General features: G+C 53.2%; 24 protein-coding genes. 21 read left to right on the top strand and 3 right to left on the bottom strand.

The window, feature by feature from the left end; translation table 11 throughout:
• Window positions 1–14: 14 nt before the first annotated feature.
• A complete protein-coding gene (locus M4D81_RS01330) occupies window positions 15–401 on the top strand; it encodes an Asp23/Gls24 family envelope stress response protein (protein ID WP_009589611.1) in 387 nt (128 codons plus the stop codon).
• 55 nt (window positions 402–456) lie between these two features.
• Here the strand turns inward: M4D81_RS01330 and ftsW are convergent, their stop codons facing one another.
• Both ftsW and M4D81_RS01320 read right to left on the bottom strand, forming a co-directional pair.
• The gene (gene ftsW, locus M4D81_RS01325) at window positions 457–1,674 is read right to left on the bottom strand and encodes a putative lipid II flippase FtsW (protein ID WP_071223686.1); all 1,218 of its coding nucleotides are present in this window, start codon (window positions 1,672–1,674) and stop codon (window positions 457–459) included.
• An 11-nt stretch (window positions 1,675–1,685) separates the two neighbouring features.
• On the bottom strand, window positions 1,686–2,033 hold the full coding sequence (locus M4D81_RS01320; protein ID WP_260064168.1) for a YugN-like family protein: 348 nt from the start codon (window positions 2,031–2,033) through the stop codon (window positions 1,686–1,688).
• A gap of 252 nt (window positions 2,034–2,285) precedes the next feature.
• Between M4D81_RS01320 and M4D81_RS01315 the strand changes: the two genes are divergently transcribed.
• From M4D81_RS01315 to M4D81_RS01275, 9 genes are all read left to right on the top strand, one after another.
• On the top strand, window positions 2,286–2,795 hold the full coding sequence (locus M4D81_RS01315) for an NUDIX hydrolase (protein ID WP_260064166.1): 510 nt from the start codon (window positions 2,286–2,288) through the stop codon (window positions 2,793–2,795).
• A gap of 33 nt (window positions 2,796–2,828) precedes the next feature.
• Window positions 2,829–3,998 carry a M20 family metallopeptidase gene (locus M4D81_RS01310; RefSeq protein WP_260064165.1) on the top strand — a complete coding sequence of 390 codons (1,170 nt, stop codon included), beginning with the start codon at window positions 2,829–2,831 and terminating at the stop codon, window positions 3,996–3,998.
• A 140-nt stretch (window positions 3,999–4,138) separates the two neighbouring features.
• On the top strand, window positions 4,139–5,923 hold the full coding sequence (locus M4D81_RS01305; RefSeq protein WP_260064163.1) for a DNA repair helicase XPB: 1,785 nt from the start codon (window positions 4,139–4,141) through the stop codon (window positions 5,921–5,923).
• Complete coding sequence (locus M4D81_RS01300; protein ID WP_260064162.1) at window positions 5,920–7,641, top strand: helicase-associated domain-containing protein; 1,722 nt, start codon at window positions 5,920–5,922, stop codon at window positions 7,639–7,641. The genes M4D81_RS01305 and M4D81_RS01300 overlap by 4 nt, the downstream gene beginning before the upstream one ends.
• Window positions 7,642–7,743: 102 nt before the next feature.
• Window positions 7,744–8,181 carry a YlbF/YmcA family competence regulator gene (locus M4D81_RS01295; RefSeq protein WP_071223946.1) on the top strand — a complete coding sequence of 146 codons (438 nt, stop codon included), beginning with the start codon at window positions 7,744–7,746 and terminating at the stop codon, window positions 8,179–8,181.
• A gap of 47 nt (window positions 8,182–8,228) precedes the next feature.
• Window positions 8,229–8,492 (top strand): YlbG family protein, encoded by a 264-nt coding sequence (locus tag M4D81_RS01290; RefSeq protein ID WP_006209210.1) that lies wholly within the window; start codon window positions 8,229–8,231, stop codon window positions 8,490–8,492.
• Window positions 8,493–8,899: 407 nt separating this feature from the next.
• Window positions 8,900–9,337 (top strand): hypothetical protein, encoded by a 438-nt coding sequence (locus M4D81_RS01285; RefSeq protein ID WP_071223691.1) that lies wholly within the window; start codon window positions 8,900–8,902, stop codon window positions 9,335–9,337.
• A gap of 117 nt (window positions 9,338–9,454) precedes the next feature.
• Window positions 9,455–10,360, top strand: coding sequence for a selenium metabolism-associated LysR family transcriptional regulator (locus tag M4D81_RS01280; protein WP_260064161.1), 906 nt, complete (start codon window positions 9,455–9,457; stop codon window positions 10,358–10,360).
• 50 nt (window positions 10,361–10,410) lie between these two features.
• Window positions 10,411–11,265, top strand: coding sequence for a PHP domain-containing protein (locus M4D81_RS01275; RefSeq protein ID WP_162487680.1), 855 nt, complete (start codon window positions 10,411–10,413; stop codon window positions 11,263–11,265).
• Window positions 11,266–11,439: 174 nt separating this feature from the next.
• On the opposite strand, the gene M4D81_RS01270 is transcribed toward M4D81_RS01275, so the two are convergent.
• A complete protein-coding gene (locus M4D81_RS01270) occupies window positions 11,440–13,197 on the bottom strand; it encodes an Rqc2 family fibronectin-binding protein (RefSeq protein WP_260064160.1) in 1,758 nt (585 codons plus the stop codon).
• A 178-nt stretch (window positions 13,198–13,375) separates the two neighbouring features.
• On the opposite strand from M4D81_RS01270, the gene M4D81_RS01265 reads away from it, so the two are divergent.
• From M4D81_RS01265 to fmt, 11 genes are all read left to right on the top strand, one after another.
• A complete protein-coding gene (locus M4D81_RS01265) occupies window positions 13,376–16,171 on the top strand; it encodes a calcium-translocating P-type ATPase, SERCA-type (RefSeq protein ID WP_260064159.1) in 2,796 nt (931 codons plus the stop codon).
• A gap of 75 nt (window positions 16,172–16,246) precedes the next feature.
• The gene (gene dapF / locus M4D81_RS01260) at window positions 16,247–17,080 is read left to right on the top strand and encodes a diaminopimelate epimerase (protein WP_260064442.1); all 834 of its coding nucleotides are present in this window, start codon (window positions 16,247–16,249) and stop codon (window positions 17,078–17,080) included.
• A gap of 186 nt (window positions 17,081–17,266) precedes the next feature.
• Complete coding sequence (locus M4D81_RS01255) at window positions 17,267–19,138, top strand: bifunctional homocysteine S-methyltransferase/methylenetetrahydrofolate reductase (protein ID WP_260064158.1); 1,872 nt, start codon at window positions 17,267–17,269, stop codon at window positions 19,136–19,138.
• 38 nt (window positions 19,139–19,176) lie between these two features.
• On the top strand, window positions 19,177–20,064 hold the full coding sequence (locus tag M4D81_RS01250; protein ID WP_071223695.1) for a YicC/YloC family endoribonuclease: 888 nt from the start codon (window positions 19,177–19,179) through the stop codon (window positions 20,062–20,064).
• 53 nt (window positions 20,065–20,117) lie between these two features.
• Window positions 20,118–20,378, top strand: a complete 261-nt coding sequence (gene remA, locus M4D81_RS01245; RefSeq protein WP_006209218.1) for an extracellular matrix/biofilm regulator RemA — start codon at window positions 20,118–20,120, stop codon at window positions 20,376–20,378.
• Between the two features lie 13 nt (window positions 20,379–20,391).
• Window positions 20,392–20,964, top strand: coding sequence for a guanylate kinase (gene gmk, locus M4D81_RS01240; RefSeq protein ID WP_071223696.1), 573 nt, complete (start codon window positions 20,392–20,394; stop codon window positions 20,962–20,964).
• 58 nt (window positions 20,965–21,022) lie between these two features.
• Window positions 21,023–21,223, top strand: a complete 201-nt coding sequence (gene rpoZ / locus M4D81_RS01235) for a DNA-directed RNA polymerase subunit omega (protein ID WP_113057127.1) — start codon at window positions 21,023–21,025, stop codon at window positions 21,221–21,223.
• 123 nt (window positions 21,224–21,346) lie between these two features.
• Complete coding sequence (coaBC, locus tag M4D81_RS01230) at window positions 21,347–22,600, top strand: bifunctional phosphopantothenoylcysteine decarboxylase/phosphopantothenate--cysteine ligase CoaBC (RefSeq protein ID WP_260064156.1); 1,254 nt, start codon at window positions 21,347–21,349, stop codon at window positions 22,598–22,600.
• Complete coding sequence (gene priA / locus M4D81_RS01225; RefSeq protein WP_260064155.1) at window positions 22,600–25,128, top strand: primosomal protein N'; 2,529 nt, start codon at window positions 22,600–22,602, stop codon at window positions 25,126–25,128. The genes coaBC and priA overlap by 1 nt, the downstream gene beginning before the upstream one ends.
• A 43-nt stretch (window positions 25,129–25,171) precedes the next feature.
• The gene (def, locus tag M4D81_RS01220) at window positions 25,172–25,666 is read left to right on the top strand and encodes a peptide deformylase (RefSeq protein WP_071223700.1); all 495 of its coding nucleotides are present in this window, start codon (window positions 25,172–25,174) and stop codon (window positions 25,664–25,666) included.
• Window positions 25,663–26,604, top strand: coding sequence for a methionyl-tRNA formyltransferase (gene fmt, locus M4D81_RS01215; RefSeq protein WP_260064153.1), 942 nt, complete (start codon window positions 25,663–25,665; stop codon window positions 26,602–26,604). The genes def and fmt overlap by 4 nt, the downstream gene beginning before the upstream one ends.
• Window positions 26,605–26,624 lie beyond the last annotated feature (20 nt).

Genomic DNA, 26,624 nt, shown 5'->3' with positions numbered 1-26,624 from the left:
AAGGAGGATATGGCATGACGGAACAACTTCAACTGGATAACGGTTTGATTCGAATATCGGATGATGTCGTCTCGAAAATTGCCGGATTGGCTGCCTTGGAAACCCCAGGTATTGCAGCCATGTCCGGTGGATTGTCCGAGGGCTGGGCTAAGAGACTGAGCGGCAAAAATGTGCAAAAAGGTGTTACCGTGGAAGTAGGTCAGCTGGAAGCGGCGATCGACCTGCGGATTATCGTGCTCTATGAGACACCAATACATGAAGTGTGCCGCATGCTTCAACAGAATGTCCGCGAAGCTGTCGAGAGCATGACAGGGCTTCGTGTGGTTGAGGTCAACGTGAAGGTCGAAGGCGTAGCGTTTAAAGACGATGAAATCGACGATATTCAGCTTCGAGCCAAATAAGACGAACCCTAGGGGATCGTGCCCCGCTAATTATGAAAAAAATCGAAAAAAAAGACTACCGGGTTGCCCGGTAGTCTTTTTTAATTACGGATTTAACCTGCTCCTCTTTCATCGGACGGTTGCTGTCCCTGGATATGCTAAGCACGATTCCCATACTCAGCATCATGACCAGCAGCGAGGATCCGCCATAACTGATGAACGGGAGGGTAACGCCCGTTATCGGGATGGTATTGGTCACCCCGCCGATATTGATGAAGGCCTGGATGGCGATCAGTCCCATGATGCCGACGCCGGTCAAGGTACCGAAGGGATCCGAGCAGCGAAGCGAAACAATGATCCCTCGCAGGATAAAATATAAGTAGAGCAGGAGGAATATCGCGGTTCCGATAAAACCGAATTCTTCGCCGATGACCGAAAAGATAAAGTCGTTATAAGGATTCGGCAGGTAATGCAGCTTCTGCACGCTTTCCCCGTAACCGGCTCCGGTGACACCGCCCTGGCCGATGGCGATCAGCGATTGAACCAAATTGTAGCCCGTGTCCGACTCATCGTGGAACGGGTCCATGAAAGCCTCGATCCGGCCCATCTTATAGTTCTTGGAAGCCTCTTCCTGATCTCCGCCGGAGTTAAAGAGCGATCCGACGCCCAGTGTGAGCACCAGGCCAAGCGCAACAAGCGAGATACATCCGAGGATATGCTTGAGGCTGGCGCCGCCGGCATAGATCAGCAACCCGCTGGTAGCCACGAGGATGAAACAGGAGCCCAGGTCCGGCTGAAGCATGATCAGTCCCGCTACGATCCCTACAATAATTAGTACGGGGAAGAAACCGCCCTTCCATTGACGGATTCGTTCCCCTTTTTTGGTGATCAACGCTGCCAGATAGACAATGGTCGCTATTTTGGCCAGTTCGGTCGGCTGGATGCCGAATTTCCCCAGGTTAAACCAGCTTGTGGCTCCGTTGGTTGCGGAACCGATGATCACCACAAGAATCAGCAGCATTAAGGTTAGAAAAAACACCGGTATGAATAGCTTCTTGTACTTTTTATAGTTGATGTTCATGGCAACAAACATAACCAATGTGCCAAGGACGGCAAACGCGACTTGCCGCTTCGTAAAATGCAGCGGATCGTTATTGAATTTTTCATTGAAAACGGCCAAGCTGGAGCTGGAACTGAACACCATGATCAGTCCGAATCCCACCAACAGCAAGGTAAGGATCAGCAGTTGAAAATCAGGCGTCCCTCTCTTCGGCTGAGGTTTGGTCGTATTCATAATGTTCGACCTTACGCTTCCAGAAGAGCTTTGAGCTCTTGAAGCTTCTTGGTGGCCACATTCATAACGGGCTGTGGAGCCATGGATTCATACTCGAGACCGTGCGGGAACGTGGTTTTGCCCAGGTATACCGCTTCGATTTTGAGGATGGTGTCCGGTTTTTCCAGCTTGCCTTCAACAGCGCGGGTGTTAATGCGCAGGAAGTATTCAGCCTGATTTTTTTTATCTTCGATTTTCAAGTCATATGTAGCGCGGTAGTATTCCCACTGCCAACGAATGAAGCCTACTTTCTCGGCACATTCATCGAGGTAAGCTAAATCGCTGTGCAATCCGTCCAAGCCTGTATTTTCGAAAATCATGTGGTCGTAACCCCCTTAATAGTCCTTGCAAAGTTCTTTAATATGATAGTATGTTTCAGGAACTTGTGCAAGCCTGTACCGCCCGTCACGCTTCAATTGAGACCTTTTATCCAGATGAGTTTTTGATAACGACAGGCATTCTTCTTTTCTGCTAAAATAAAAGCAAGTGAAAACGCTGTGAAATGTACGCTTTCCATTCCGGTGGTTATATATTCATAGGACTTCAATTCAAGCGAAGGGTGGATATGGCCGATGAACCGCGTCGTTTACCGCACGGATTATTATGTAGTGGAAGAGAACGGGCAGAAGGAAATTGTCGTGATCGACCGGATTCCGGAATCGGCAGCGGTTGTGGCCGTTTATCAAGGATGTCTGCTCTTGGTATGCCAGCACCGGGAAGCGGTGGATGAGATCACTTGGGAGCTTCCTGGCGGAACGGTGAGACCCGGTGAGGAACGGAAGCTTGCCGTGAAGCGGGAGCTTGAGGAAGAGGCAGGTGTGCTGTGCAAGGACTTGTCCTACATGGGCAGCGCTTATCCGATGGCTTCTCTGGCCAACCGGAACGTTCATTATTATTTCACCGACGATTTGAAGGTGTCCGTTAGCCACGAGTCGAATCAAGATGAGGACGAAGATGTTAGAGCTATGTGGGTCCCGCTCAGGGATGTGTATCGCAAGATGAAGGAAAGCGGCCGAATGGATGCCATGGTTGGGCACGGGCTGCTGCTGAGCAAGCTTCACGGATTTCTTGCGATCGATTGAGCCGCATATAGCGGGGAAGGATGATGGAACTTGATGAAGGAAGCATTTTGGGAACAATGGTATCCACGGATGGTGGAATGGCGGCGTCATTTACATATGCACCCGGAACTTTCGTTCCAGGAGAAGGAAACTTCGACATTTATAGCAACCCGGCTGCAGGAGCTTGGTCTGGAGGTCAAGACAGGCGTGGGCGGTCATGGAGTGATAGGAATTCTCAGAGGAGATAAACCCGGCAAGACCGTTGTGCTGCGCTCCGACATGGATGCGCTGCCGATTGAAGACGGCAAGAGCTGCGAGTACAAATCGCGGGTGCAAGGAGTGATGCATGCTTGCGGGCATGACGGGCATGCCTCCATGCTGCTGGGGGCTGCGGCTTACTACAGCACGTACCCGGAAGAAGTTCAGGGCGAGATTCGTTTCATGTTTCAACCGGCGGAGGAAGTCTGCCCCGGCGGTGCGGTAGAGATGATCAAGGATGGAGCGCTAGACGGAGCCGACGTTGTCTATGGTCTCCACTTATGGACGCCGTTTCCAGTAGGAACCGCAGCGAGCGCGCCAGGTCCGCTGATGGCTGCAGCGGATGAGTTTTTCATTGATATTACGGGGCGCGGGGGACACGGCGGTATGCCGCATGTGACAGCCGATGCCCTGGTAGCGGGAGCAGCGCTGGTCATGCAGCTTCAAACCATTGTAAGCCGCACGGTAGATCCGCTGCAGCCTGCCGTGGTTACGGTAGGAACGATGCAAGCCGGAACGGCGCAAAACGTCATTGCTTCCTCTTGCCGGATCACGGGAACGGTACGCACCTTTGACGAACCTACCCGGACGCTAATACGGGAGCGGATCGAGCATATGACCCGGACGGTTTCGGAAACCTACGGCACGAAAGCAGCGGTTCGATATCTCGTCGGTTATCCACCCTTGGTGAATGATGAGACCGAAACCGCTCGCTTCTTCCGTACGGCCCCTAAGGTATTCGAAGCGGATCAGGTCAAGGAGTCACCCAAACTGATGCCGGCAGAGGATTTTGCATACTACTTGAAGGAAATTCCAGGCTGCTTCATTTTCGTTGGAGCCGGTAACCCGGATAAGGCGGCAATCTATCCGCACCACCATCCGATGTTCGACTTTGATGAAGATGCCATGCGTTATGGGGCGAAGCTGCTGGTCGAGATGGTGTCGAGCTATCAGAACGGGGGCTAGACTTTAAGAAAATCGCAAACATCGCGCATGAACGCTCGTAATTTGGAAATCCTATAGATCATAGGGGAAGTTCAGATCCATGGACATGGATGTGGGCTTCTTTTTTTTTGGATGACCAAACGTTACGAGGAGGGAATAGGGTGCATAACAAGCCATGCATCGTCCAGCGGGATCGAACCATATTGCTTGAAACCGCTCATGCGGATGCTGAGGCCGCACGCGTACAACTGGCCCAGTATGCGGATTTGATCAAAAGTCCTACGTCTTTTCATACATATCGCCTCACCCCGTTATCCTTATGGAACGCCGCTGCCGGAGGAATGACGGCTGAGTCGATTTGTTCGAGCCTTCGGTCGCTGTCACGATGGGATGTGCCGGCAGCTCTGCTCGAAGAGGTTCGCCAGCTCGTTGGGCGTTACGGACAGCTCTCGCTGCTCCCGCATCCCACGCTTGACCGTTCATTGCTGCTATCTAGTCATGAGGAAGCCTTGATGCAGGAGCTGATGTCCCATCGCTCCCTGAAGGAAATCGGCGTTCGATTGATTTCGCCGACGGAAGCAGAAGTGCCTTCAGACCGACGTGGCCTATTGAAGCAGGAGCTGACCCGGCTCGGCTATCCTGTGCTGGACCACGCGGGATATATGGACGGGCAATATCTGAACATTCTTTGGCGTGGTGAAAAATCGGACAGTGGGGGTCCTGAAGACTCCAACGGCGGATCCAACGATCAGCGCTTTCAGCTTCGCGACTATCAGCGGAAGGCTGCCGATTCCTTCAGGGATGTCGGCGGTGAAGGCGGCAACGGGGTGCTTGTCCTGCCTTGCGGTGCCGGGAAAACGGTCATTGGCATCGCTGCGATGCGCGATCTGCAGTGCGAGACTCTGATCCTCACCTCCAACACAACGTCTGTAAGGCAGTGGATCGCCGAACTGCTGCAGAAAACCTCGCTGACCGCGGAGGAGATCGGTGAATACTCCGGTCAGCGCAAAGAGGTGAGGCCGGTAACGGTCGCCACCTATCACATCCTGACCCATCGACAAGGCAAGGGGGATGAACAGCAGCATATGAAGCTGTTTAATGAACGTCGCTGGGGCTTAATCATCTATGACGAGGTCCATCTTCTTCCGGCACCGGTATTTCGTGCGACAGCTGATATTCAGGCGACCCGCAGGCTTGGACTGACCGCCACCTTGGTTCGAGAGGATGGAAGGGAGCATGACGTGTTCTCGTTGATCGGCCCCAAACGATATGAAATGCCGTGGAAAAGGCTGGAGGAGCAGGGCTGGATTGCTTCGGTGGACTGTACGGAGATTAAGGTGCCGCTGCCGGATGAGATCAGAGCAGCCTGCGAGACGGCGGGCAAAAGGGATCAGTATCGGCTGGCTGCCGAGAATCCGTCCAAGCTTCGCGTGATTCGGCAGCTCGTGGATTTCCACAAGGATGCACAGACGCTGATCATTGGGCAATACCTGGATCAGCTTCATGCCATTGCCGAAGAGCTGCAGGCCCCTCTCATTACGGGGCAGATGACGCAGGATCAGCGCAATGAATGGTATAAGGCTTTCCGTGAAGGAACCGTCCGTGTACTTGTCGTTTCGAAAGTGGCTAACTTCGCCGTTGACCTGCCTGATGCCTCCGTGGCGATCGAGGTATCGGGAAGTTACGGCTCTAGGCAGGAGGAGGCGCAGCGTCTCGGACGCTTGCTGCGGCCGAAGCAGGGGGAGAACCGGGCTTATTTTTATGCATTGGTAACGGAGGAGAGCCGGGAGGAGATGTTTGCGATCCGGCGTCAGCTGTTCCTGATTGAGCAGGGTTATGAATATCACGCGCTTCAAGCGCCCCCCCCGGCCTTCCTTGACCTGGCATCGATGCGGCATAGGCATCGCCTGCAGATTCCTGACGGGAAGGAGGCCTCGTGGAGATGATGGAACAGCAGGACGTGGCGGATGCCATATGTTTAGAACGGCTTCTTCCGAAGGAGCGGTCGGTCCTTCATCATATCTGGAGCCGTTTTGCCGGGCAGCGATTTGATGACGACAAACTTCGCTCGCTGCGCGTTCGGCGCTTGAGCGGCGTGGAAGTGCAGCTCGCCTTCTTATCCTTGAGGCAGCAGCGATGGGTTCATGCGGTGAAGCAGGGCTGGGGCGAGAGGCTGTATTTCATCCCTTTTGATAAGCTTCAGATTCTCCAGGAGGCCTTTGCCGATCTCGAGGCGGGTTCCGTTCCGGCAGCTGCCGTGAAGCTCCAGCAGGAGGGAAGAAGCGGGATAGCAGTCGATATGTTCAACGTTCTCGTATATGTCGCCAAGAATCGTGTGGCTGTGACCGCTAAAGGGGTTCTGCATAAAAAATTTATTCAGAAGCTGGGAAGCGTGGTGGGATTATCGCCATCCGATGTTGAGGGGCTCGCACTTCAATATGATCACGCTGATGTTTACCCACCACATATTGCGGTTGTATTGGATTTGATGTTTTCGTTTGATCTGGTCGCCCTGGAGCAAGGGGAGCTTAGACTGAACATGACCGCATTGCGCCACTGGCTTACACTCACGCGCGAAGCGATGGACCGATTGGTTCTGTTGCGCGTGATGGAACGCTATGTTCCGAGTTCGGCCGAGTATCAGCATTTCACATGGAGGATTTGTCACTCATCACGGATCGGCGGGATGTGGTACTATGCTCAGCACACATTGGCATATGGCGAGGAGCCCCAGAACTTGGAGCCAAGTAGCGGAAGGGAATTGTCCGCGGAGGACGCAGCTTCATGGCTCCGTTTATTAACCGGCTGCGGTTACACCGATCTTGGCATGGATCACGATGGCCAATTCCTGTTCCGGTGGCGTATGGATCCCTGCTCCTTGCTGAGTGGAAGCAGCCAGTCTAACACCGGATCTTCGGGGCTGTTTATCCAGCCGGATTTTGACATACTGATTCCGCCTGACGTGTCTTACACGGTCAAGTTTACGGCTGCCCTGTGCACGGAGCGCATCTCGGATGACGTAATGACGGTCTATCGTCTGACCAGGGATTCGGTAGCTCAGGCAGCGACAGCAGGAATGGGTCTGGAAGCGATGACGGCATTTTTTACGGAGCATGCTGCGGCGGGAATTCCGGAGAACGTGCAGGCTGCCTTATATCAGTGGGGCAAAGAGCTTGAAAGAACGGGTAAGGATGAGCTTTTACGATTTATCGGCGCAGCTCCGAAAGATAAAGCGGTACCCGCGGCCTGTGATGAAGAAGATAACCGTTACGTCATGCCGGGTTATCCTGGCAGCCCATCCAGCAGTTTGATTCGCCCTGCGCGCAGCGAGCTTGCTCTTGAATTGGACCACAGCCTTCCGGATATAACGTCAATCGTTCCGGATTTGAACCGGATTCCCATCATGTGGACACGGGATTGGCGCTCTTATCACGGTTCGACGGCCAAGCAAATGATGGAGCAGGCGCTTGAATTGTCAGCTAAATTAGAGATTGCGGTCGATGGCAGCCGGATGGAGTTTATTCCATTCCAGCTCGAGCGGCAGCCATGGAAAATTTCGGGGGCGTTATATGATCCGGACTCCGAATCTGATTCCGAAATGACGGAAACCGTGGTGCAGTTAGGCGAAGGGGAATGGAAGGAAATGCGGCTTGTGATTCCGTAAAAGCGTATGAATTCCCCCTTCTTAAGATACGAGCGTTATGCTATGATGAAAGAGTCCACGAACAAAGCGTGGGCCAAACTAATAGAAAAGCGGGATGAGTTCATGAGCGTATCGGAAATAAATACGGTCGATATGGCCGAGGTGCTCACCTATGCCTACGAAATAGGCGACATGATTAATGCTTCCGTCGAAGTGGCGGATTATCTATATTGGAAGCAGGCAGTTGAGGGTGATCCTATGATTCAGGCTTTGATCAAAAAGCTTGAGTCCAAGAAAGAGCTGTTTGAAGAGACTCAGCGGTTCGGTCACTTTCACCCGAACTACCATTCGGCCAAGGATGAAGTAGCCGCAGTGGAAGCCGAGCTTGAGGCTTTCGAGCCTGTAGCCCGGTTCAAGCAGGCGGAGAAGAATCTGGACGATCTGCTGCATTCGATGTCGGAGAAGATTGCTTTTTCGGTTTCGGAGAGCATCAAGGTTCCGGGCAACGATCCTCTTCCCAAGAAGGGGTGCGGCAGCGGCGGAGCTTGTTCGTGCGGATAATAGGCATAGACTAGAGATAGAGACGAAAGTGAGGCGAGGAGCTTAGGATGTTGGCTGAACGGACCGGTTTTATTATATGGGTCAGCGATGTGAAGGCAGCAAGGAATTTGGAGAAATACGGCAGTGTGCACTATATATCACGCCGCATGCATTATGTTGTCATGTACGTCAATGCTGACCGCGCCGAGGAAACAATGAAGAACATCCGGAGATTGTCCTACGTTCGTAAGATCGAGCGCTCCTACCGGAATGAGATTAAGACGGAGTACAGCAGCAAAGGGCCGGATAAAGCGAAGTTTTACGGACCTTAGCATGATGTCCTGATCGAGAATCTAACGCAAATCGCATAAGTTAGCGAGAAGAGTGTAAAGCGGCCCCCTCAGGGCCGCTTTTTTTAAGCTATCGGAAAGTATAAAATTGGAGCGTTGGCATGGTCTTATAAAGTTTATTAGGGATTGATGACGATAGATTGGCATAATTCGGAATCTTGTTTGATAAAATAGTATAAGTAAGGTACAATTTACATTTTAATCAAACCCATCATTCCATTCGGGCGTCTGCGCCTCAACGCACAGGATACAACTAGAGATATTTCTAAATTTTCGGTGATTGTTCACAAGAAGCGAGGTTTCAATCTTGTGAATGCCAGTGGAATGATGTAATATGTTGGGTATATATACATAGATACAAAGACCCATTTGGTGGAGAGTGATATTCCATGCGCGACAAAGGGACTGAGCGGTGGAGCACCTATGAGCCGTTTTATATTACGTTAAATGATAAAAAGGTCGCCGACATCGTCATTACCAATCATGCGAAGAGCCGTTATACGGACCGGGTTCAAGGTAACGACACGTCCCATGAGGAAATCGGGACTTGGATGTGGGAGTGCCTGAAGCAGGACCGGATCGTGCCGTATTACCGCAACGAGCAGGATGTCTATCTGATTGACGACGACCTGGTTGTAGTGGCGGAGTTCTCGGAGCTGGAGCATGAACGTGATCTGATTGGCAACCCGCTGCATCGGATGATTATTGTAACTTTTTTGGGACGTATGTCAGAAACCATTGAGCTTCGAGACCTGAAGTCTTATTACTCATGGCTTCGCCATTCACGTCGCATGACACTGATTAAGAACAGCCGTAAACGTAAATAAAGAAATAGAGTTTTCATATGGCATGCGAGCGTAAGCGCGGATGTCTTTTTTGTATGCTCCGCCGCGATCCGTTACAATGATAAATACAAAAGCGGCAGCGAGAGGGGAACCAATGTTATGAACTTTCATCAGCTACATATTTTTTACACGGTAGCAGAGCGCGGGAGTTTTTCCGCTGCTGCCCAGGCGCTTCATATGAGCCAGCCGGCTGTGACGATGCAGGTACAATCGCTCGAGGAGTATTTTGGGACAAAGCTCCTCATTCGTTCCACCAAGCGCATGGAATTATCCGAGGCCGGGAGGACGCTGCTTCCTTTTGCCCGGAAGAGCCTGGAGCTGTCGCAGGAAACGGACGCGGCGATGGCGGCTTTCTCTAATAAACTTCAGGGAAGGCTGCAGTTGGGGGCAAGCCTGACCATCGGGGAATACGTGCTGCCCCGATTGCTGGGGCCCTTCGGCCGGGAGTATCCGGATATATCCATTATGCTGAAAGTGATGAACACCACGCAGATCCTCGAGGAAATCGCCGGCCATCAACTGAATTTTGGGCTGATCGAGGCACCTGTGGAGCATCCGGATATGGTCCTCGATTCGGTCATGGAGGATGAGTTGAAACTGATCGTTCCTTCCGGCCATCCTTTAGCAATAAGGAAAGATGCGATATATTTGGAGGATGTGCTGAAGTATCCGTTTGTGCTTCGCGAGAAGGGGTCTGGCACACGGAAGGTGATGGAGGATGTGCTGCTTATGCGGGGGTATGATCCCGAAAGCATCCAAACGGTCATGGAGCTTGGGAGCACGGGAGCGGTGAAATCGGCGGTAGAGGAAGGGCTCGGCATCACGATGCTGTCGACCTCAACGGTCAAGCATGAAACCGCGCTCGGTTTAGTCAAAATGATTGATATTGCGGATGCCTCGTTTAAACGGAATTTTTATTCCATTCAGTTGCGGTCCGCGCTGCTGCCGATGTCGGCGATGACGTTTTTGGCCTATTTAAAGGAACGTCAGCAAAACCAGCCATAAAGCACACCCGAACTTACAACGAAAGGGGATTGATTGACATAGATAAATCGATGAATCGGACAGGCTGCGACCTCCATTCCCACACCCAGGCTTCGGACGGGATGAACACACCTTCGGAGAACGTGCAGCTTGCTTTCGAGCGGGGACTTGGGGCTCTAGCTATAACGGACCATGACACGGTGGCCGGTGTCGAGGAGGCACTGCAAGCCGGAGAAAGCCTCAACATGATCGTGGTCCCTGGCGTAGAAATCAGCACCATGGCAGGCGGGACGGATATTCACGTCCTGGGTTATTACATAGATTACCGGGACCCCGTGTTTCTGGAGCGGCTGGCAGAGCTCCGTCGTACGAGAGTGGAGCGCAATGAGAAGATCATGGCGAAGCTGAGAGGGCTTGGCATCGAGCTGACGATGGAGGAAGTGATCAGAGGCTTGGGGCGGCCGCTGGAACCCGATGAGAGCATCGGCCGCCCGCATATTGCGGATGCCCTGGTTCTTAAGGGTCATGCCCTCGATCTAAGGGATGCCTTCGATCGGTATCTCGCACAGGGCGCAGCTGCATATGTGCCACAGCCGCGGATTCATCCCAAGGAAGCCTGCGAATGGATACGCGAAGCCGGGGGGGTGCCGGTGCTTGCGCACCCTGGACTCTACGGCGATGATGCATTGGTGAGAGCGGTCATTGAAGAGGCTGCTTTCAAGGGGATTGAAGTCTATCATTCGGACCATGGGGCAGCAGAGGAGAAACGGTATTTGGAGATGGCCGAGGCATACGGTTTGATTGTGACCGCCGGATCCGATTACCATGGCGAGAGGCAGGGCCAGGTGTTCCATGGGGATATCGGCAGCCGCCAGGTATCCATCCAGGTGTTGGATGAGCTTCAACAGGCGCGGGCAAGGAGCTAAGCTCGACAACACGGCGCGGGTTTCGAGCGGAATCCGTTTGTGCTGCTCCGGCGGATTCGTATAGCAGAGTCGGGGCATGACAGTAAGAAAAAACGGGTACTCCGGCTGGTCCTACGACCTTTCGGATACCCGTTTTGTGGTTAAACGAACGATATATCGAGTTCTTTGCTCATCTTAATTGCGATTGTTTTTTACCGAACTGGGCATCGCCTTGATCCGCTGCTCGTCCGGCGTGACGAACAGCGTTTTTTGATTGTCATAAATGACAAACCCGGGCTTGGCTCCATTCGGCTTGCGTACATGGCGAATGAGCGTGTAGTCGACAGGCACGCTGCTGGATTCTTTGGCCTGGCTGTAATAAGCCGCCAGCTGTGCCGCTTCCTGCAGCGTTGCCTCCCCGTACTCGCTGCTTCGGATGACCACATGAGAGCCCGGGATATCCTTGGTGTGCAGCCATGTATCATTAGAGGAAGCGAGACGGTTGGTTACGTATTCGTTTTGGAGGTTGTTTTTTCCAACATAAAGCTCGATGCCTTCGGATGAAGTATAGACATGCAGCGTCGGCTTGTCGTTTTTCTTCTTTTTCTTCGCTTTACGATTGCGGTCTCTCAAATATCCCTGCTGGATCAGCTCGTCCCGGATTTCATCGATGTCGCTCAAGGAAGCATGCGACAGCTGCTGCAGAAGATTCTCGATATAGTTGATCTCTTCGCGGGTTTTGATTAACTGTTCGTCGATGACCGCGAGGCTGTTCTTGTATTTATTATATTTTTTGAAATAGCGCTGCGCATTGTCCGACGGAGTCAGGAGCGGATCGAGCGGAATGGTGACGGTCGCCTGCTCTTCATCATAGAAGTTGACAAGCTGTACTTCACGGTCGCCCTTCTGAATCTGGTGGAGTGAGGCGAAGAGAAGCTCGCCAAAGATGCGATACCGGTCGGCATCCCCGGCTTCTTCCAAGTCCTTGTTCAGATTATCCAGCTTCTTGATGTTCTTCGTCCGTTCATTCTGCAGGAATCGGAGGAGGTCGCTGACCTTCTGTTTTACCGTATCCCGCTGCGCCTTATCCCCGTAATAATCCTCCATGCATCGACTGACCGACTCGTACGTTGTAGTCTCGTCCACCAGCAAGGTCAGCGGAATGACGGAGAACACCGACTTTCCTTTGGCATTGACGCCTGTAACCGGCGTATATTGATGGTTGCGTACTTGTTCCATGACCTCATCAAATGCGCTCCACAGACTTCCGCAATCTTTTTCCCCTTCAAGCTCACCTGGACTCCCTTCCCCTGCGCGGTTGGCAATTTCCTGGGCCGCGAGCGGACTGAGGCCGCTGAACGCGCCGACCAGCCATGGAACGGCCTGCTCCTCGTTCATCAGACAGGATTCCCGGAAGGCTTCCTGCAAGGTTTCGAGCGGATTCAGCTTGTGCTGCTCCGGCGGATTCGTATAGGAGAATCCCGGCATAACCACGCGGTAGCTGCTGATGGCTGGCGTCACATGGTTGATGCCGTCCAGAATGGTGCCGCTTGCGGGATCGAGGAGAATAATGTTGCTGTGTCTGCCCATGAGCTCGACGATGATTTTCTTGGAGGAAATATCCCCGAGTTCGTCACGCTGCCGGATCGTAATATGGATAATTCGTTCCATCCCCACCTGCTGGATGTCCTCGATGATGCCGCTCTCGCAATGCTTGCGCAGAATCATGCAAAACATAGGGGCTTCGGCCGGATTCAGAAAGGTCTCCTGCGTCAGGTGCACCCTGGGATACGTGGGGTTTGCGGATAGCAGCAGCTTGGCGTTTCCCTGCTGGGTGCGTATATGAAACACGATGTCCCGATCGTTCGGTTGATATATTTTATTGATCCGTGCGCCCCGGCATGATTGAAGCTCATGCACGATCGCACGCGTGACAATGCCGTCTAATGCCATCCTTCATTCTCCTATCTGTCTGTTACCCTTCCTATCGTACTTCTCTATGATGCCATATTTCCCTCAAAAACTTAAGGCCCCTTCTGTGATAATTCAGGACCTGTCCGAATACATTTACGTAGAAAGGGTGGAAAAGCTGTCATCCGCCGGAGCAAAACAACCGGGAGGGAAAGGAAGCATGGAACAAAAGCAATGGCATCAGATGGATACGGATGAGTTGCAGCAAGTGCTGCATATGCATCCGGAGCAGGGCCTCACGGAAGAGGAAGCCGGGGAGAGACGAAAAAAAAGCGGCTATAACGAGCTCTCCGAGGGCGTTAAAATTTCTCCATTTGTTCTGTTCTTGAATCAATTTAAGGATTTCATGGTGCTGGTCCTCCTTGGAGCCACCCTGGTATCCGGTCTGCTGGGCGAGTATCTGGATGCCGTAACGATTGTAGCCATCATCCTGATCAACGGGATCCTCGGTTTCGTCCAGGAATTCAGGGCAGAACGGTCGCTTCGGGCTTTGAAGCAGCTGTCCGCGCCGACGTCCAGGGTCATCCGGGACGGCAAAGTGGTACAAGTTGCTGCTAGAGAGCTCGTACCTGGCGATGTCGTGCTCGTGGAGAGCGGAGACCGCATTCCGGCCGATGTTCGCTGGCTCGAGATCAACAGCTGCAGCGTCGAGGAGTCGGCCTTGACCGGCGAGTCCCTGCCGGTGAACAAACATGCCGAGCCGATTCGCGATGCGGACGTTCCGCTGGGCGACCGCAAGAACATCGGCTTTATGGGCACGATGGTGGCCCGCGGTACGGGCAAAGGCGTTGTCATCCGAACCGGCATGGATACGGAGATGGGCAAGATCGCCGATTTGATCCAGAATACGGAGTCACAGGAGACGCCGCTGCAGCATCGCCTGGAACAGCTGGGTAAAATCCTGATCGCCGTTTCACTGGGGCTTACGATTCTGGTTGTCGTAGCAGGCATTCTGCATGGACAGCCTGCCGCAGGCATGTTCCTCGCTGGAGTCAGCCTTGCGGTTGCGGCCATTCCTGAAGGGCTTCCGGCCATCGTTACGATTGCACTCGCCCTCGGCGTGCAGCGCATGATTAAGCGCAAAGCGATCGTACGCAAGCTGCCTTCCGTGGAGACGCTGGGCTGTGCATCCGTAATTTGTTCGGACAAAACCGGGACGCTCACGCAGAATAAAATGACCGTAACCCAAGTTTGGCTGGGAGGGCGCTCATTGGAAGTGACCGGTCAGGGCTATGACCCGACGGGTCAGATCCTTCATAGGGGCAAACCCGTGGAGCTTCGGTCCGACCAGGGACTGCGCAGATTACTGCAAATCAGCGGGCTGTGCAACAATGCCGAAATTTATGAGAACGTGCAGGAAGAATCGCGCAGCAAGCGCAAGAGCAAGGAAGAACCGGCAGCCGCTGCCTGGGAATTAAAAGGGGACCCGACGGAAGGAGCGCTGCTGACGCTATCGTCCAAGATGGGATTGACAAAGGGAAGCCTGAACTCCATCTATCAGAGAGACAAGGAGTTTCCGTTTGATTCGGAGCGAAAGCTGATGTCCGTCATCGTCAGCCATCAGGGCGGGCGCTTGCTCTGCACGAAAGGCGCGCCGGATGTCCTGCTGGATGCATGCACTTATATCATGTGGGACGGAAACGTTGTGCCGCTTACCGCTACGCTCCGTCAAAAGGTGCTTGCCGCCAATGAAGGCATGGCTTCTGACGCGCTGCGCGTGCTTGGTTTGGCTTATCGGGATTTGCGTTCCTATGACAAGCCGGAAACGGAGAAAGAGGCCGAGAGCCAGCTTATCTTTGTCGGGCTGGCGGGGATGATCGATCCGCCGCGGCGTGAAGTGCGCGAAGCGATTGCAACATGCCGCCGCGCGGGCATCAAGACCGTCATGATCACGGGCGACCACCGGACGACGGCGGAAGCGATCGCCGCCCAGCTGGGCATCCTGCCAAGGAACGGCCTGTCGTTATCAGGCCAGGAGTTATCCCGGATGGATGACAAAGAGCTGGATGCGAGAGTTGATCAGACCTTTGTGTATGCCCGCGTATCCCCTGAGCATAAGCTCCGCATCGTGAAGTCGCTTCAGCGTAAGGGGCATGTGGTTGCCATGACGGGGGATGGCGTGAACGACGCCCCAGCCATTAAAGCGGCGGATATCGGAATAGCCATGGGGATTACCGGTACAGACGTAACGAAGGAAGCGTCGTCGCTGGTGCTCAGTGACGATAATTTCTCCACGATTGTTTCGGCGATTGAGGAGGGGCGAAGCATCTATGAAAATATTCGCAAGTTTATCCGCTATTTGCTGGCTTCCAATGTCGGCGAAATTCTGACGATGTTTTTTGCGATGATGATGGGTCTGCCGCTTCCGCTCGTTCCGATCCAGATTCTGTGGGTGAACCTTGTTACGGATGGGCTCCCGGCTATGGCGCTCGGGGTGGATCAGCCGGAGAAGGATCTGATGGAGCACAAGCCGCGCGGAGCCAAGGAAAATATTTTTGCCAGACGGCTTGGTTGGAAAATCATCAGCCGCGGCATATTGATCGGCCTGTGTACACTTGGCGCATTTTGGATTACGCTTCGCATCGCGCCGAATGATCCGGACCAGTTGGCCAAAGCACAGTCCGTTGCCTTTGCCACACTCGTCATGGCGCAGCTGATCCATGTGTTTGACTGCCGCAGCTCGCGTTCGATTTTCCACCGCAATCCGCTTCAGAACAAAGCGTTGGTGCTTGCTGTGCTGTCCTCGGTATTGCTGATGCTCGGCGTCATGTACATCGAGGCGTTTCAGCCGATCTTTAAGACCGTTCCATTGGATTTGAAAGAATGGGCACTGACACTCGTGGCCGCCGGCATTCCTACCTTCCTGATGGGAGCGGGAAGCGTGTGGGGAGGCAGACGGAACCGCAACCGGAACCGCCGCAACATGATGACGAAGAGTGCAAATATTTCGGCATAAATTGAATGGATAGCCCATCACCTCTGCGATATGCTAAGCACGAGCATAGCAATTGCAGAGGAGATGGGTTTTATGATGGAATTTACGAAAATGCATGGACTTGGCAACGACTTCGTTGTCGTATACGGCGAACAAGAACTTCCATCCAATGCATCCGAACGGGCCGTGAAGCTGTGCAATCGCTTTTTCGGCATCGGTGCAGACGGACTTGTATATATTTTGCCTTCCGCGAAGGCTGATTTTATGATGCGCATCATGAACTCAGACGGTTCCGAAGCCGAACAATGCGGCAACGCCATTCGTTGTGTCGCGAAGTATGTGTATGATCACGGTCATATTGACCGAGAGGAGATTACCATTGAAACCATCGGCGCCGGAGTACAGCAAGTGCGCCTTACGGTTCAGGACGGTCAAGTAAGCAGCGTGCGGGTCGATATGGGTGAACCGGTCCTGGATGGACTGAGCGTGCCTACATTGATCGATCTCCATCCGGTGGTGAATCATCCCATTGAAGTGGACGGCCGGGAATTCCGCTTCACCGCGGTATCCATGGGGAATCCGCACTGCGTCATTTATGTGGACGATGCCATTAACTTCGATCTCGGCGTATGGGGGCCCAAACTTGAGGTGCATCCGCTCTTCCCGAGAAAGATCAACGTGGAGTTTGCGACGGTCAACTCACGGGGGCAAGCAGATATGCGGGTATGGGAGCGCGGTGCAGGGCCGACCTTGGCCTGCGGCACCGGCGCTTGCGCAACATTGGTGTCTTCGGTGCTGAACGGATTGACAGATCGCAGCGCGACAATCTCTCTTAAAGGCGGAGACTTGTTCATCGAGTGGGAGGAGTCCGACAATCATGTGTACATGGCAGGGCCGGCCGAGGTCGTGTACGCAGGAACGCTCGCCTGATAGAGGATCCGCCAGCCATGACAATCCCCACCCGCAAAAGCAAAAAAACGGTATGTTGTAAAGTTTGTCCTGTAGGGGTGGACACGGTAGGGAGGCCTTCTGAAGGCCTCCCTTTTGTCTCTTTATCTTTAGAGAGGTTTTATGATACATTAGTTGAAAATAAACGTCGGGTGGAGGAGAAACGCGATGAAACCGAATCTTCGGAAGGCATGGGAGAATCAGGTACTGGTCGGTGACGGCGCGATGGGTACTTATTTATATCAAAAAGGATTTCCTGTGGGCATATCATATGAAGAACTGAATTTAACCTCCCCGGAGGTCATCGGGAACGTTCATCGCCAGTATGTTGAGGCTGGTGCGCAGGTCATTGAGACGAACACGTTCTCTGCCAATTATGACAAGCTGTCCAAATACGGCTTGGAGGCGAAGGTAGGAGAGATCAACCGCGCAGGCGTAAGAATTGCGCGTGAAGCCGCTGGCGATAGCGGATATGTTGTGGGTGCGGTAGGCTCCATCCGCGCGGGCAAAAGAAGCAACATTTCCACGAGCGAGCTCAAGCGTTATTTCGAAGAGCAGCTGTCGGTTCTCATATCGGAAGGCGTTGACGGCATTCTGCTCGAAACGTTCTATGACGTGGATGAAATTCAATTGGCTTTGGCGCAGGCTCGGATGCTAAGCGACCTGCCGGTGATCTGCCAGTTTGCGGTGGAGGATATTGCCCGCACGCTGGACGGCTTCACAATGCCGGATGCTTACCGCATCCTGAGTCAAGAAGGCGCGGACGTGATCGGCTTTAACTGCCGGACAGGTCCAAACGGCATCATGCGCGCGCTGGAAACCTTGAACGGTATTATGAATCTTCCGGCTTCGGTCTATCCGAATGCAGGGATCGCCGATTATGTGGACGGGGAATACCGGTATGGTGCGAGTCCCGAGTATTTCGGAAAGACGGCACTGGAGTTTGCGGATCGTGGCGCCCGGATTGTCGGCGGGTGCTGTGGAACGACGCCGGAGCATATTGCTGAAATTTCATCGGCGTTGTCCGGTTACGTGCCTGCGCCGCTTCCGATCGTCGAGGAGGCTGAAGTCAACCGGATCGTGATCCACGAGACGGCCCAAGAGCAATTTTACGAGCGCAGCGGGGAGCCGACGATTGTCGATATCGTGAAGGAGCGGCATACCGTTATCGTGGAGCTGGACCCTCCAAGGGATTTGGATATTACCAAGTTCATGAAAGGCGCGGAAGCTTTGAAAAAAGCGGGGGCCGATGCGCTGACCCTTGCAGATAACTCGCTGGCCGTAACCCGCATGAGCAACATGGCCCTCGGACATCTGGTACAAGCACGCACGGGACTTCGGCCTTTGATCCACATCGCTTGCCGTGACCGAAACCTGATCGGCACGCAGTCGCATATGATGGGCTTTGATGCGCTCGGCATCGACCATGTGCTTGCGGTGACCGGGGATCCGGCACGCTTCGGGGATTTGCCGGATTCCAGCTCGGTTTACGACATGACCTCATTTGAAATCATCCGCATGATCAAACAGCTGAACGACGGCATTGCTTTTTCCGGAAAGCCGCTGAAGCAGAAGGCCAAATTCGTTGTCGGCGCAGCGTTCAATCCCAATGTAAGGCATCTTGACAAGGCGGTTGCTCGCTTGGAGAAGAAGATTGCCTCCGGTGCGGATTATGTGATGACGCAGCCCGTGTACGATCCCGAGTTAATGGTTAGGCTGAGAGAAGCGACGGCACATCTGGATATCCCGATCTTTATCGGCATCATGCCGCTGGCAAGCGGACGGAACGCGGAGTATCTGCATAACGAGGTGCCGGGCATTCAGCTCTCGGATGAAGTCCGCAGCCGCATGGCCGGGCTTGAAGGCGAAGCGGGCCGGGCAATGGGTGTCAAGATCGGCAAGGAGCTGTTGGATGTTGCAACAGAGCATTTTAACGGCATATATTTGATGACGCCGTTTATGTTCTATGAAATGAGCGTACAATTAATGGAGTATGTCTGGGAGAAATCGGGCCGCCGATTGACCCCCTTGTTTCATTAATAATTATCAATTACAATAGTGTAATGGATGTGATTCCGATGTCATTGAGCATGACCGGATATGGGCAATCCGTTGTCGATTTTCAAGGTTACAGTGTCTCTTTCGAAGTGAAGTCGGTCAATCATCGGTATTGTGAAATCGTCTTTCGTATGCCCCGTGAATGGGCCTGCTTCGAGGATTCACTTCGACGGACGGTACAGAGCCGAATCGGACGCGGACGGATTGATGTTTATATTAACAAGGAAAACAACGGCGAGTCCCAGGGTGCCGTGCTGAACCACACCATGGTTCAGGCGTATTTACAGGCAGCCGAGGATTTGAAGTCATATGGAATCAAGGGAGATCTGGCGGTGCGGGATATTTTGTCGCTGCCAGATGTTCTTGTTAGTCCGAGCGGACTTCCCATGGATGAAGCGCAGCAGAAGTTATGGAATGATGCGCTTCTTCAAGGTCTTGAACAAGCGCTGGAGGGTCTGATCCAGATGCGCAGCAGGGAAGGTTCTTTTCTCGTGAAGGATATCGAGCAGAGGCTTGACCGATTACAGCTGCTTCACCGAGAAATGACTGAACTTGCTCCTGAAGTTCCGGAAGAGTACCGGAAGCGTCTGAGGCAGCGCATAGAATCTCTTGATGACGGGTCGCTTGCTGTTGATGAACATATATTCGGAATGGAAGTCGCTCTGTTTGCTGAACGTTCCAATGTGGACGAGGAGTTGATTCGCCTTCACAGCCATTTGGAACAATGCAGAGAGCTGCTTCATCAGAAAAGCCCTGTAGGCCGTAAACTGGATTTTCTGATTCAGGAAATGAACAGAGAAGTCAATACGATTGGATCGAAAGCCAATCATCTGACTCTGGTAAACCGTGTTGTCGAAATGAAAGCGGAACTGGAGAAGATTCGTGAACAAGCCGCTAATGTGGAATGACCGCAGCTTCATCGGCAAGTAAGAGTCAAATGTATAGGGGGAGCAACCGCACTATGGCAATCAAACTTATTAATATTGGCTTCGGAAACATCGTATCGGCCAATCGGATCATCTCAATCGTGAGTCCTGAATCGGCTCCGATCAAGAGGATCATTCAAGAAGCACGGGACCGTCATATGCTGATTGATGCTACATATGGCCGAAGGACACGGGCTGTTATCATTACGGATAGCGATCATGTGATTTTATCGGCTGTGCAGCCAGAAACGGTGGCTCACCGTCTGTCCAGCAAAGATGACGACAACGACGAATAAGATGAGGAGTACTATGTCTAGAGGATTATTGATTGTATTGTCCGGTCCTTCCGGGGTGGGTAAGGGAACCGTCTGTACGGCACTTCGCAGCCGGGTTCCGGAGCTGGTGTATTCGGTGTCGGCAACGACGCGTTCGCCACGGCTCGGTGAGGTACATGGTGTGAACTATTTTTTCAAAAGTCGGGAACAATTCATGGATATGATTGAGAACGACCAGCTTCTCGAATATGCGGAATACGTCGGGAACTATTATGGAACCCCGCGTGATTTTGTGGAAGAAACTTTAGCCTCCGGTAAGGATATTATACTGGAGATCGAAGTGCAGGGCGCACTGAAGGTCAAGGAGAAGTTTCCGGAGGGTATCTTTGTGTTTCTGATGCCGCCGTCGCTGGATGAACTGAAGGATCGGATCCAGGGCCGGGGAACAGAGAGCCAAGCGACCATCGACCACCGCATGTCCGTAGCGGTTGACGAAATCAATTTGCTGCAGCATTATGATTATGCGGTAGTGAACGATGAAATCAATCTCGCTTGTGAGAGAATACAATCTATCATTATTGCCGAACATTGTAAGGTGAGAAAGTAAGCTGTCTTTTCATAGACAGTGCTAACTTTCAAGTAAAAGAAGAAGAGGTGCTTCGACCATGTTATATCCATCCATTGATGAAATGATGAATAAAGTAGACAGTAAATATTCTCTTGTGGTTGCAGCTTCCCGCCGCGCACGCCAATTGCGTGAAGGCGGAGTCAGCGAGTTGAAACATCCGAAATCCCATAAGTTTGTCGGTGTCGCTCTGGAAGAAATCTATGGCGATTACGTGAAAATCGAGCGGGGACAGGACTAAGGCTTTTTTTCAATATTTGAATAACATGCGTTAGCGCGCGAAAATGTGACAACCGAAAGGTTGTTATTTTTTTGAGAATATATGAGAATGTAGCCTTTATACAATGGAAAGCGGGGGATTGTCATGTTGAACGGAAAAGTCATTGTGCTTGGCGTTACGGGTGGCATTGCCGCGTATAAAGCAGCGACTTTATGCAGCAGGCTTGTTCAGAGGGGAGCGGATGTGCATGTCATTATGACGGAATCCGCGAAGCAGTTCATTCCGGAATTAACGCTTCAAACGCTGACCAAAAACCCGGTTTATAGCGATACCTTTGATGAACGGGACCCCTCGGTCGTCTCGCATATTCACTTGGCCGATCTGGCCGATTTGGTATTGATCGCGCCGGCCACAGCCAATGTTATCGGCAAGATGGCACATGGCCTGGCGGATGACATGCTGACCACGACGCTGCTCGCGACGACGGCTCCCGTCATGATCTCGCCGGCAATGAACGTGCATATGTACACGCACCCGGCCGTCATGGCCAATATGGAGACGCTGGTCTCCCGCGGGGTGTCCATGATTGAACCCGGAGAAGGGCTTCTGGCTTGCGGATATGTCGGAAAGGGACGGATGGAAGAGCCTGATACGATTGTTGACGTGGTTGAACGGTTTTTCCGAGATCGCGGGGCACAACCTGTGGCGTTGAATGAGGATAAAGCGAGTAGCTCCACAGACATATTGCACGGCAAAAAGGTGGTTGTCACGGCCGGCGGCACCATTGAGCGCATTGATCCTGTCCGGTATATAACGAATGATTCTTCCGGGAAAATGGGATTTGCGATTGCAAAAGCGGCCAAGCAGCTGGGAGCGGATGTTCACCTCATTGCCGCTCATACCGATGAAGCTCCACCAGAGGGAATCAAGGTGGAAAGAGTGGAATCGGCCCAAGATATGTACGACGCGGTGCAACGCGAATTCGCGGATAGTGATATCGTGGTCAAGGCGGCCGCTGTTGCGGATTATCGCCCAGCTGAGGTAGCGACGTCTAAGATCAAAAAGCGCGGGGAGACCATGACGCTCGATCTTGTCAAAACAACCGACATTCTGGAGAGCCTGGGACGCCAAAAAACCTCCCAGTTCTTAATCGGATTTGCCGCGGAGACCGATACGGTGGAGCAGTTCGCCAGAGAAAAGCTGAAACGCAAAAATTGCGATCTGATCGTTGCTAACGATGTTACACAGGCAGGAGCGGGCTTTGGCACGGATACGAACAGCGTTCATATCTTTGATGCAGAAGGGTTGGTCCTGCAGCTTCCAGTGATGTCCAAGGAGGAAGTGGCCCAGAGGTTGTTAACACTGGCGGCTGATCGGTTATCCGGGAGGTCGTCCTGATGGAAATGGCACGAGTGATTGTGGACGTGCCGTCCAAGGATACGGATCGGCCTTTTGATTATTTGATTCCCGAGGAACTTCGGCCCTGGGTCGAGGTGGGAAGCCGGGTCGGCGTGCCGTTCGGGCACCGTACGCTCCAGGGATTCGTGGTCTCTTTGCATCCCCGACCCGAGATGGATACGGCCAAAATGAAGCCGATTCAGGAAGTCCTCGATGTGATGCCGCCGCTTTCGCCTGAGCTGATTGAGCTTGGCGAATGGATGAAGGAGCGTTACGCATGCCGATATATATCGGTTCTGCAGTCGATGCTGCCTACGGCGCTGAAAGGGAAGGCGGAGCGGTATATTTCCATTGGCGATTCAGACACGTTGCAGACGGATCAAACCGACGGATTATTTGCGCTCCTGCCCGAAAACGAGTTGGAGCAGGAGATCATCCGCTTTGTCAGTCAGAAAGGCGAGGTTTCGCTCCAGCAGTTAACGCGGGCATTTCCGGATGGCGCTGCGACCATTAAAGCGCTGATCGGCCGAGGACGGCTTAGCGAATTCCAGCAAATCAAGGATAAACTGCAGAAAAAAACGATAAAAGCGGTAGAGCTTGCCGTATCGAGTGAAGAAGCACATCAAGCGCTGGCTTCATTTCCGGCCAAGGCTCAGCGTCAGAAGGAAGTGCTCCAATATATTTTGGAGATGGAAGCATTTCTGCCGATTTCGCAGAAGGATCTGCTCCAGGCGCTGGGTGTCACCGCAGGCACCGTGAAGGGACTGGCTGACAAAGGGCTGATTACCCTTGAGGATATCGAAGTGTTCCGCGATCCGTATCGAGGGCGGCATTTCACGCCCAGCACCCCATTGGCGCTCACACCGGAGCAGCAAGCGGTGTATCGCAGCATCGTGCACAAGCTGGATGAACGCAAGCATGGCGTGTTTCTCCTGCATGGAGTGACGGGCAGCGGTAAGACCGAAATATACCTGCAGACGATTCAGCGATGCCTCGAACAGGAACGTCAGGCGATTGTGCTGGTACCGGAAATATCGCTGACACCGCAAATGGTGGAACGGTTCAAAGCCCGTTTTGGCGATCGTGTGGCTGTCATGCACAGCCGGCTTTCAGATGGAGAGCGTTACGATGAATGGCGGAAAATAAGAGAAGGCCGGGCGTCCGTTGTCGTGGGCGCTCGATCTGCGGTATTTGCGCCGTTTAACCGTCTGGGATTAATCATTATGGATGAAGAGCATGAAGGCTCTTATAAACAGGAAGAAACACCGAAGTACCATGCCCGGGATGTTGCGATTCACCGTGCCCAGCTGACCCGCGCAGCCGTCATTCTGGGTTCGGCAACGCCTTCGCTGGAGAGCTACCATGCGGCGAGATCGCAAGCTCAGGATGATTTTGCGCCTCATCTGCTGGAGATGCCGAGCCGTGCGCTGGGCAACAAGCTGCCCGAGGTCCAGGTCGTGGATATGCGAGAGGAGCTTCGTGAAGGAAATCGCTCCATGTTCAGCCGCTCTCTGCATGCAGCGATTTCGACGCGGCTGGAACGCGGGGAACAGACGGTGCTCCTGCTGAATCGGCGGGGCTACTCTACGTTTGTCATGTGCCGGAGCTGCGGATATGTGGCAGGCTGTCCGGAATGCGACATTTCGCTGACTTATCATCAGAAATCGAATAATTTGCGCTGCCACTATTGCGGTTATGCCGCACAGGCGCCGGAGGTTTGCCCGGATTGCGGAAGCGAGCATATACGTTATTTCGGCACAGGCACACAGCGTGTCGAGGAAGAATTGGCCAAGCTGTTTCCCGGCATTCGCGTCATTCGAATGGACGTTGATACCACGACCGAAAAGGGCTCTCATGAGAAGCTGCTGAAGCAGTTTCGGGATAAAAAAGGGGACGTGCTGCTAGGCACCCAGATGGTCGCCAAAGGCCTGGATTTCCCTGATGTCACCTTGGTCGGCGTCATAACGGCCGATTCGGCGTTGAACCTGCCCGATTTCCGGGCGGCCGAGAAGACGTTTCAGCTGCTCACTCAGGTTGCCGGAAGAGCAGGCCGCCATCAGCTGCCGGGTGAAGTGGTTATCCAATCCTATACGCCGGAGCACTATTCGATTATCCATGCAAGCAGCCATGATTATTTATCCTTCGTCAAGGACGAGCTGAAGCACCGCAAAGCGCTCCATTATCCGCCGTATTGCAGGCTGATCCTGGTGACGCTGTCGCATGAACAGCTGCCGCTGCTGGTAAGAATGGCGGAAAATTTTGCTGCGACCATCAAAAGCGAATCCGACCGCCGGGGATGGTTTGGAAGCCTGGACCGATTCGACGCAAGCGCGCTCGATATATTGGGTCCGGTAGCCTCCCCTATTCCGCGGCTAAAAAATAGATACAGATTTCAATGTATGATAAAATGGCGGGGAACGATGGATGCTGTCTCGCTGGTGCGCTCGGTTGCCGAGAAGCTGCAGGATTCGGCGCGAGACAGCAAGCTCCAGATCAGTATTGACGTAGATCCGCAAATGTTAATGTAATACAGCATATAATGATGAAAAGCACAAGGATGGTGTCATAGACATGGCGATTCGTATTATCGTTAAAGAACCGGATGAGGTTCTTCATAAAAAGGCAAAGGAAGTTACCAAAATTACGCCGAACGTACAAAAGCTCCTGGACGATATGGCGGATACCATGTACGATGCGGAAGGCGTCGGACTGGCTGCGCCGCAGGTCGGCATTCTGAAGCGTTTGATCGTGATCGACGCCGGTGACGAGCACGGCTTGATCAAAATGATCAATCCGGAGATCGTGGAGAGCGAAGGCGAGCAATTCGGGCCGGAAGGCTGCCTGAGCATTCCAGGATGGAACGGAGATGTGCGCCGTGCGGAGAAAGTGACCGTTAAGGGGCTTGACCGCGAAGGCAATGAGCTTGTCATTACAGGTACCGGGCTGCTTGCGCGAGCGTTTCAGCATGAAATCGATCATCTGAACGGGGTGCTCTTTACGGAAATCGCTGATCGGGTGTATGAGTATGTTCCGGAGCAGCCGAGAAAAGAGCTGGAGAACCGATGAATATCGTATTTATGGGCACCCCGGCCTTTGCAGTACCCAGTCTTGAAATGTTGATTAGCGAAGGATATTCCATTGTCGCCGTCGTTACACAGCCTGACCGCCCGCAAGGGCGTAAAAAGGTGCTGACCCCAACGCCGGTTAAGGAAGCCGCTCTTCGTCACGGCATTCCTGTTCTGCAGCCTCAGCGCCTGCGGAATCCGGAAGCTGTGGCCGAGCTGGCCGAGTATAAGCCTGATATGATTGTCACCGCCGCCTATGGTCAAATCCTGCCGAAATCGGTGCTGGATATGCCGTCACTGGGCTGTCTCAATGTCCACGGCTCGCTGCTCCCCGCTTACCGGGGAGGAGCTCCGATTCAGCGCAGTATCATCAACGGAGAATCCGTAACAGGCATCACGCTGATGTATATGGCGGAGGGGCTCGACACGGGCGACATGATCGCCCGCACCGAGGTTCCCATTGAGGATGACGATACAGCCGGAACCATGTTTGAGAAGCTGAGCCAAGCCGGCGCGGAGCTGCTGCGATCGGAGCTGCCGCGGCTTGTGAAGGGCAAGGTGGATGCCCAGCCCCAGGATGAGACGAAGGCGACGTATGCTCCGAACCTGACCCGGGATGATGAAAGAATCGACTGGACTCGCACTTCCCGCGAAATTTACAATCAAATTCGCGGTCTGGTTCCTTACTCCGGAGGATTTACGCTGTGGAACGGGGATGTGTTCAAAGTATGGGCAGCGGCTAAGCCGGACAGTGCACAGACCCCATCTAACGATGCACAGCCAGGAACCGTGCTAGAGCTTCATGAGAAGGGGATTGTTGTCAAAACAGGCGATGGCACGCTAACGCTGTTAACCGTCCAGCCCAGCGGCAAAAAGGCAATGGATGCGGCGCAATTCGTGCGCGGGACGAGCCTGACGGCCGGGACGGTGTTGACGTGAGCGGGAACCGCAGGCCGAAG

The organism is Paenibacillus sp. p3-SID867, assembly GCF_025142895.1.
GTDB lineage: Bacteria > Bacillota > Bacilli > Paenibacillales > Paenibacillaceae > Paenibacillus_AQ.
This window is presented reverse-complemented; position numbering and strand designations above follow the sequence as displayed.

Bases quoted from the DNA above. Each gene is read 5' to 3' on its own strand.
- M4D81_RS01330 (WP_009589611.1), top strand. From the start codon at position 15: ATGACGGAACAACTTCAACTGGATAACGGTTTGATTCGAATATCGGAT.
- ftsW (WP_071223686.1), bottom strand. From the start codon at position 1,674: ATGAATACGACCAAACCTCAGCCGAAGAGAGGGACGCCTGATTTTCAA.
- M4D81_RS01320 (WP_260064168.1), bottom strand. From the start codon at position 2,033: ATGATTTTCGAAAATACAGGCTTGGACGGATTGCACAGCGATTTAGCT.
- M4D81_RS01315 (WP_260064166.1), top strand. From the start codon at position 2,286: ATGAACCGCGTCGTTTACCGCACGGATTATTATGTAGTGGAAGAGAAC.
- M4D81_RS01310 (WP_260064165.1), top strand. From the start codon at position 2,829: ATGAAGGAAGCATTTTGGGAACAATGGTATCCACGGATGGTGGAATGG.
- M4D81_RS01300 (WP_260064162.1), top strand. From the start codon at position 5,920: ATGATGGAACAGCAGGACGTGGCGGATGCCATATGTTTAGAACGGCTT.
- M4D81_RS01295 (WP_071223946.1), top strand. From the start codon at position 7,744: ATGAGCGTATCGGAAATAAATACGGTCGATATGGCCGAGGTGCTCACC.
- M4D81_RS01290 (WP_006209210.1), top strand. From the start codon at position 8,229: ATGTTGGCTGAACGGACCGGTTTTATTATATGGGTCAGCGATGTGAAG.
- M4D81_RS01285 (WP_071223691.1), top strand. From the start codon at position 8,900: ATGCGCGACAAAGGGACTGAGCGGTGGAGCACCTATGAGCCGTTTTAT.
- M4D81_RS01280 (WP_260064161.1), top strand. From the start codon at position 9,455: ATGAACTTTCATCAGCTACATATTTTTTACACGGTAGCAGAGCGCGGG.
- M4D81_RS01275 (WP_162487680.1), top strand. From the start codon at position 10,411: ATGAATCGGACAGGCTGCGACCTCCATTCCCACACCCAGGCTTCGGAC.
- M4D81_RS01270 (WP_260064160.1), bottom strand. From the start codon at position 13,197: ATGGCATTAGACGGCATTGTCACGCGTGCGATCGTGCATGAGCTTCAA.
- M4D81_RS01265 (WP_260064159.1), top strand. From the start codon at position 13,376: ATGGAACAAAAGCAATGGCATCAGATGGATACGGATGAGTTGCAGCAA.
- dapF (WP_260064442.1), top strand. From the start codon at position 16,247: ATGGAATTTACGAAAATGCATGGACTTGGCAACGACTTCGTTGTCGTA.
- M4D81_RS01255 (WP_260064158.1), top strand. From the start codon at position 17,267: ATGAAACCGAATCTTCGGAAGGCATGGGAGAATCAGGTACTGGTCGGT.
- M4D81_RS01250 (WP_071223695.1), top strand. From the start codon at position 19,177: ATGTCATTGAGCATGACCGGATATGGGCAATCCGTTGTCGATTTTCAA.
- remA (WP_006209218.1), top strand. From the start codon at position 20,118: ATGGCAATCAAACTTATTAATATTGGCTTCGGAAACATCGTATCGGCC.
- gmk (WP_071223696.1), top strand. From the start codon at position 20,392: ATGTCTAGAGGATTATTGATTGTATTGTCCGGTCCTTCCGGGGTGGGT.
- rpoZ (WP_113057127.1), top strand. From the start codon at position 21,023: ATGTTATATCCATCCATTGATGAAATGATGAATAAAGTAGACAGTAAA.
- coaBC (WP_260064156.1), top strand. From the start codon at position 21,347: ATGTTGAACGGAAAAGTCATTGTGCTTGGCGTTACGGGTGGCATTGCC.
- priA (WP_260064155.1), top strand. From the start codon at position 22,600: ATGGAAATGGCACGAGTGATTGTGGACGTGCCGTCCAAGGATACGGAT.
- def (WP_071223700.1), top strand. From the start codon at position 25,172: ATGGCGATTCGTATTATCGTTAAAGAACCGGATGAGGTTCTTCATAAA.
- fmt (WP_260064153.1), top strand. From the start codon at position 25,663: ATGAATATCGTATTTATGGGCACCCCGGCCTTTGCAGTACCCAGTCTT.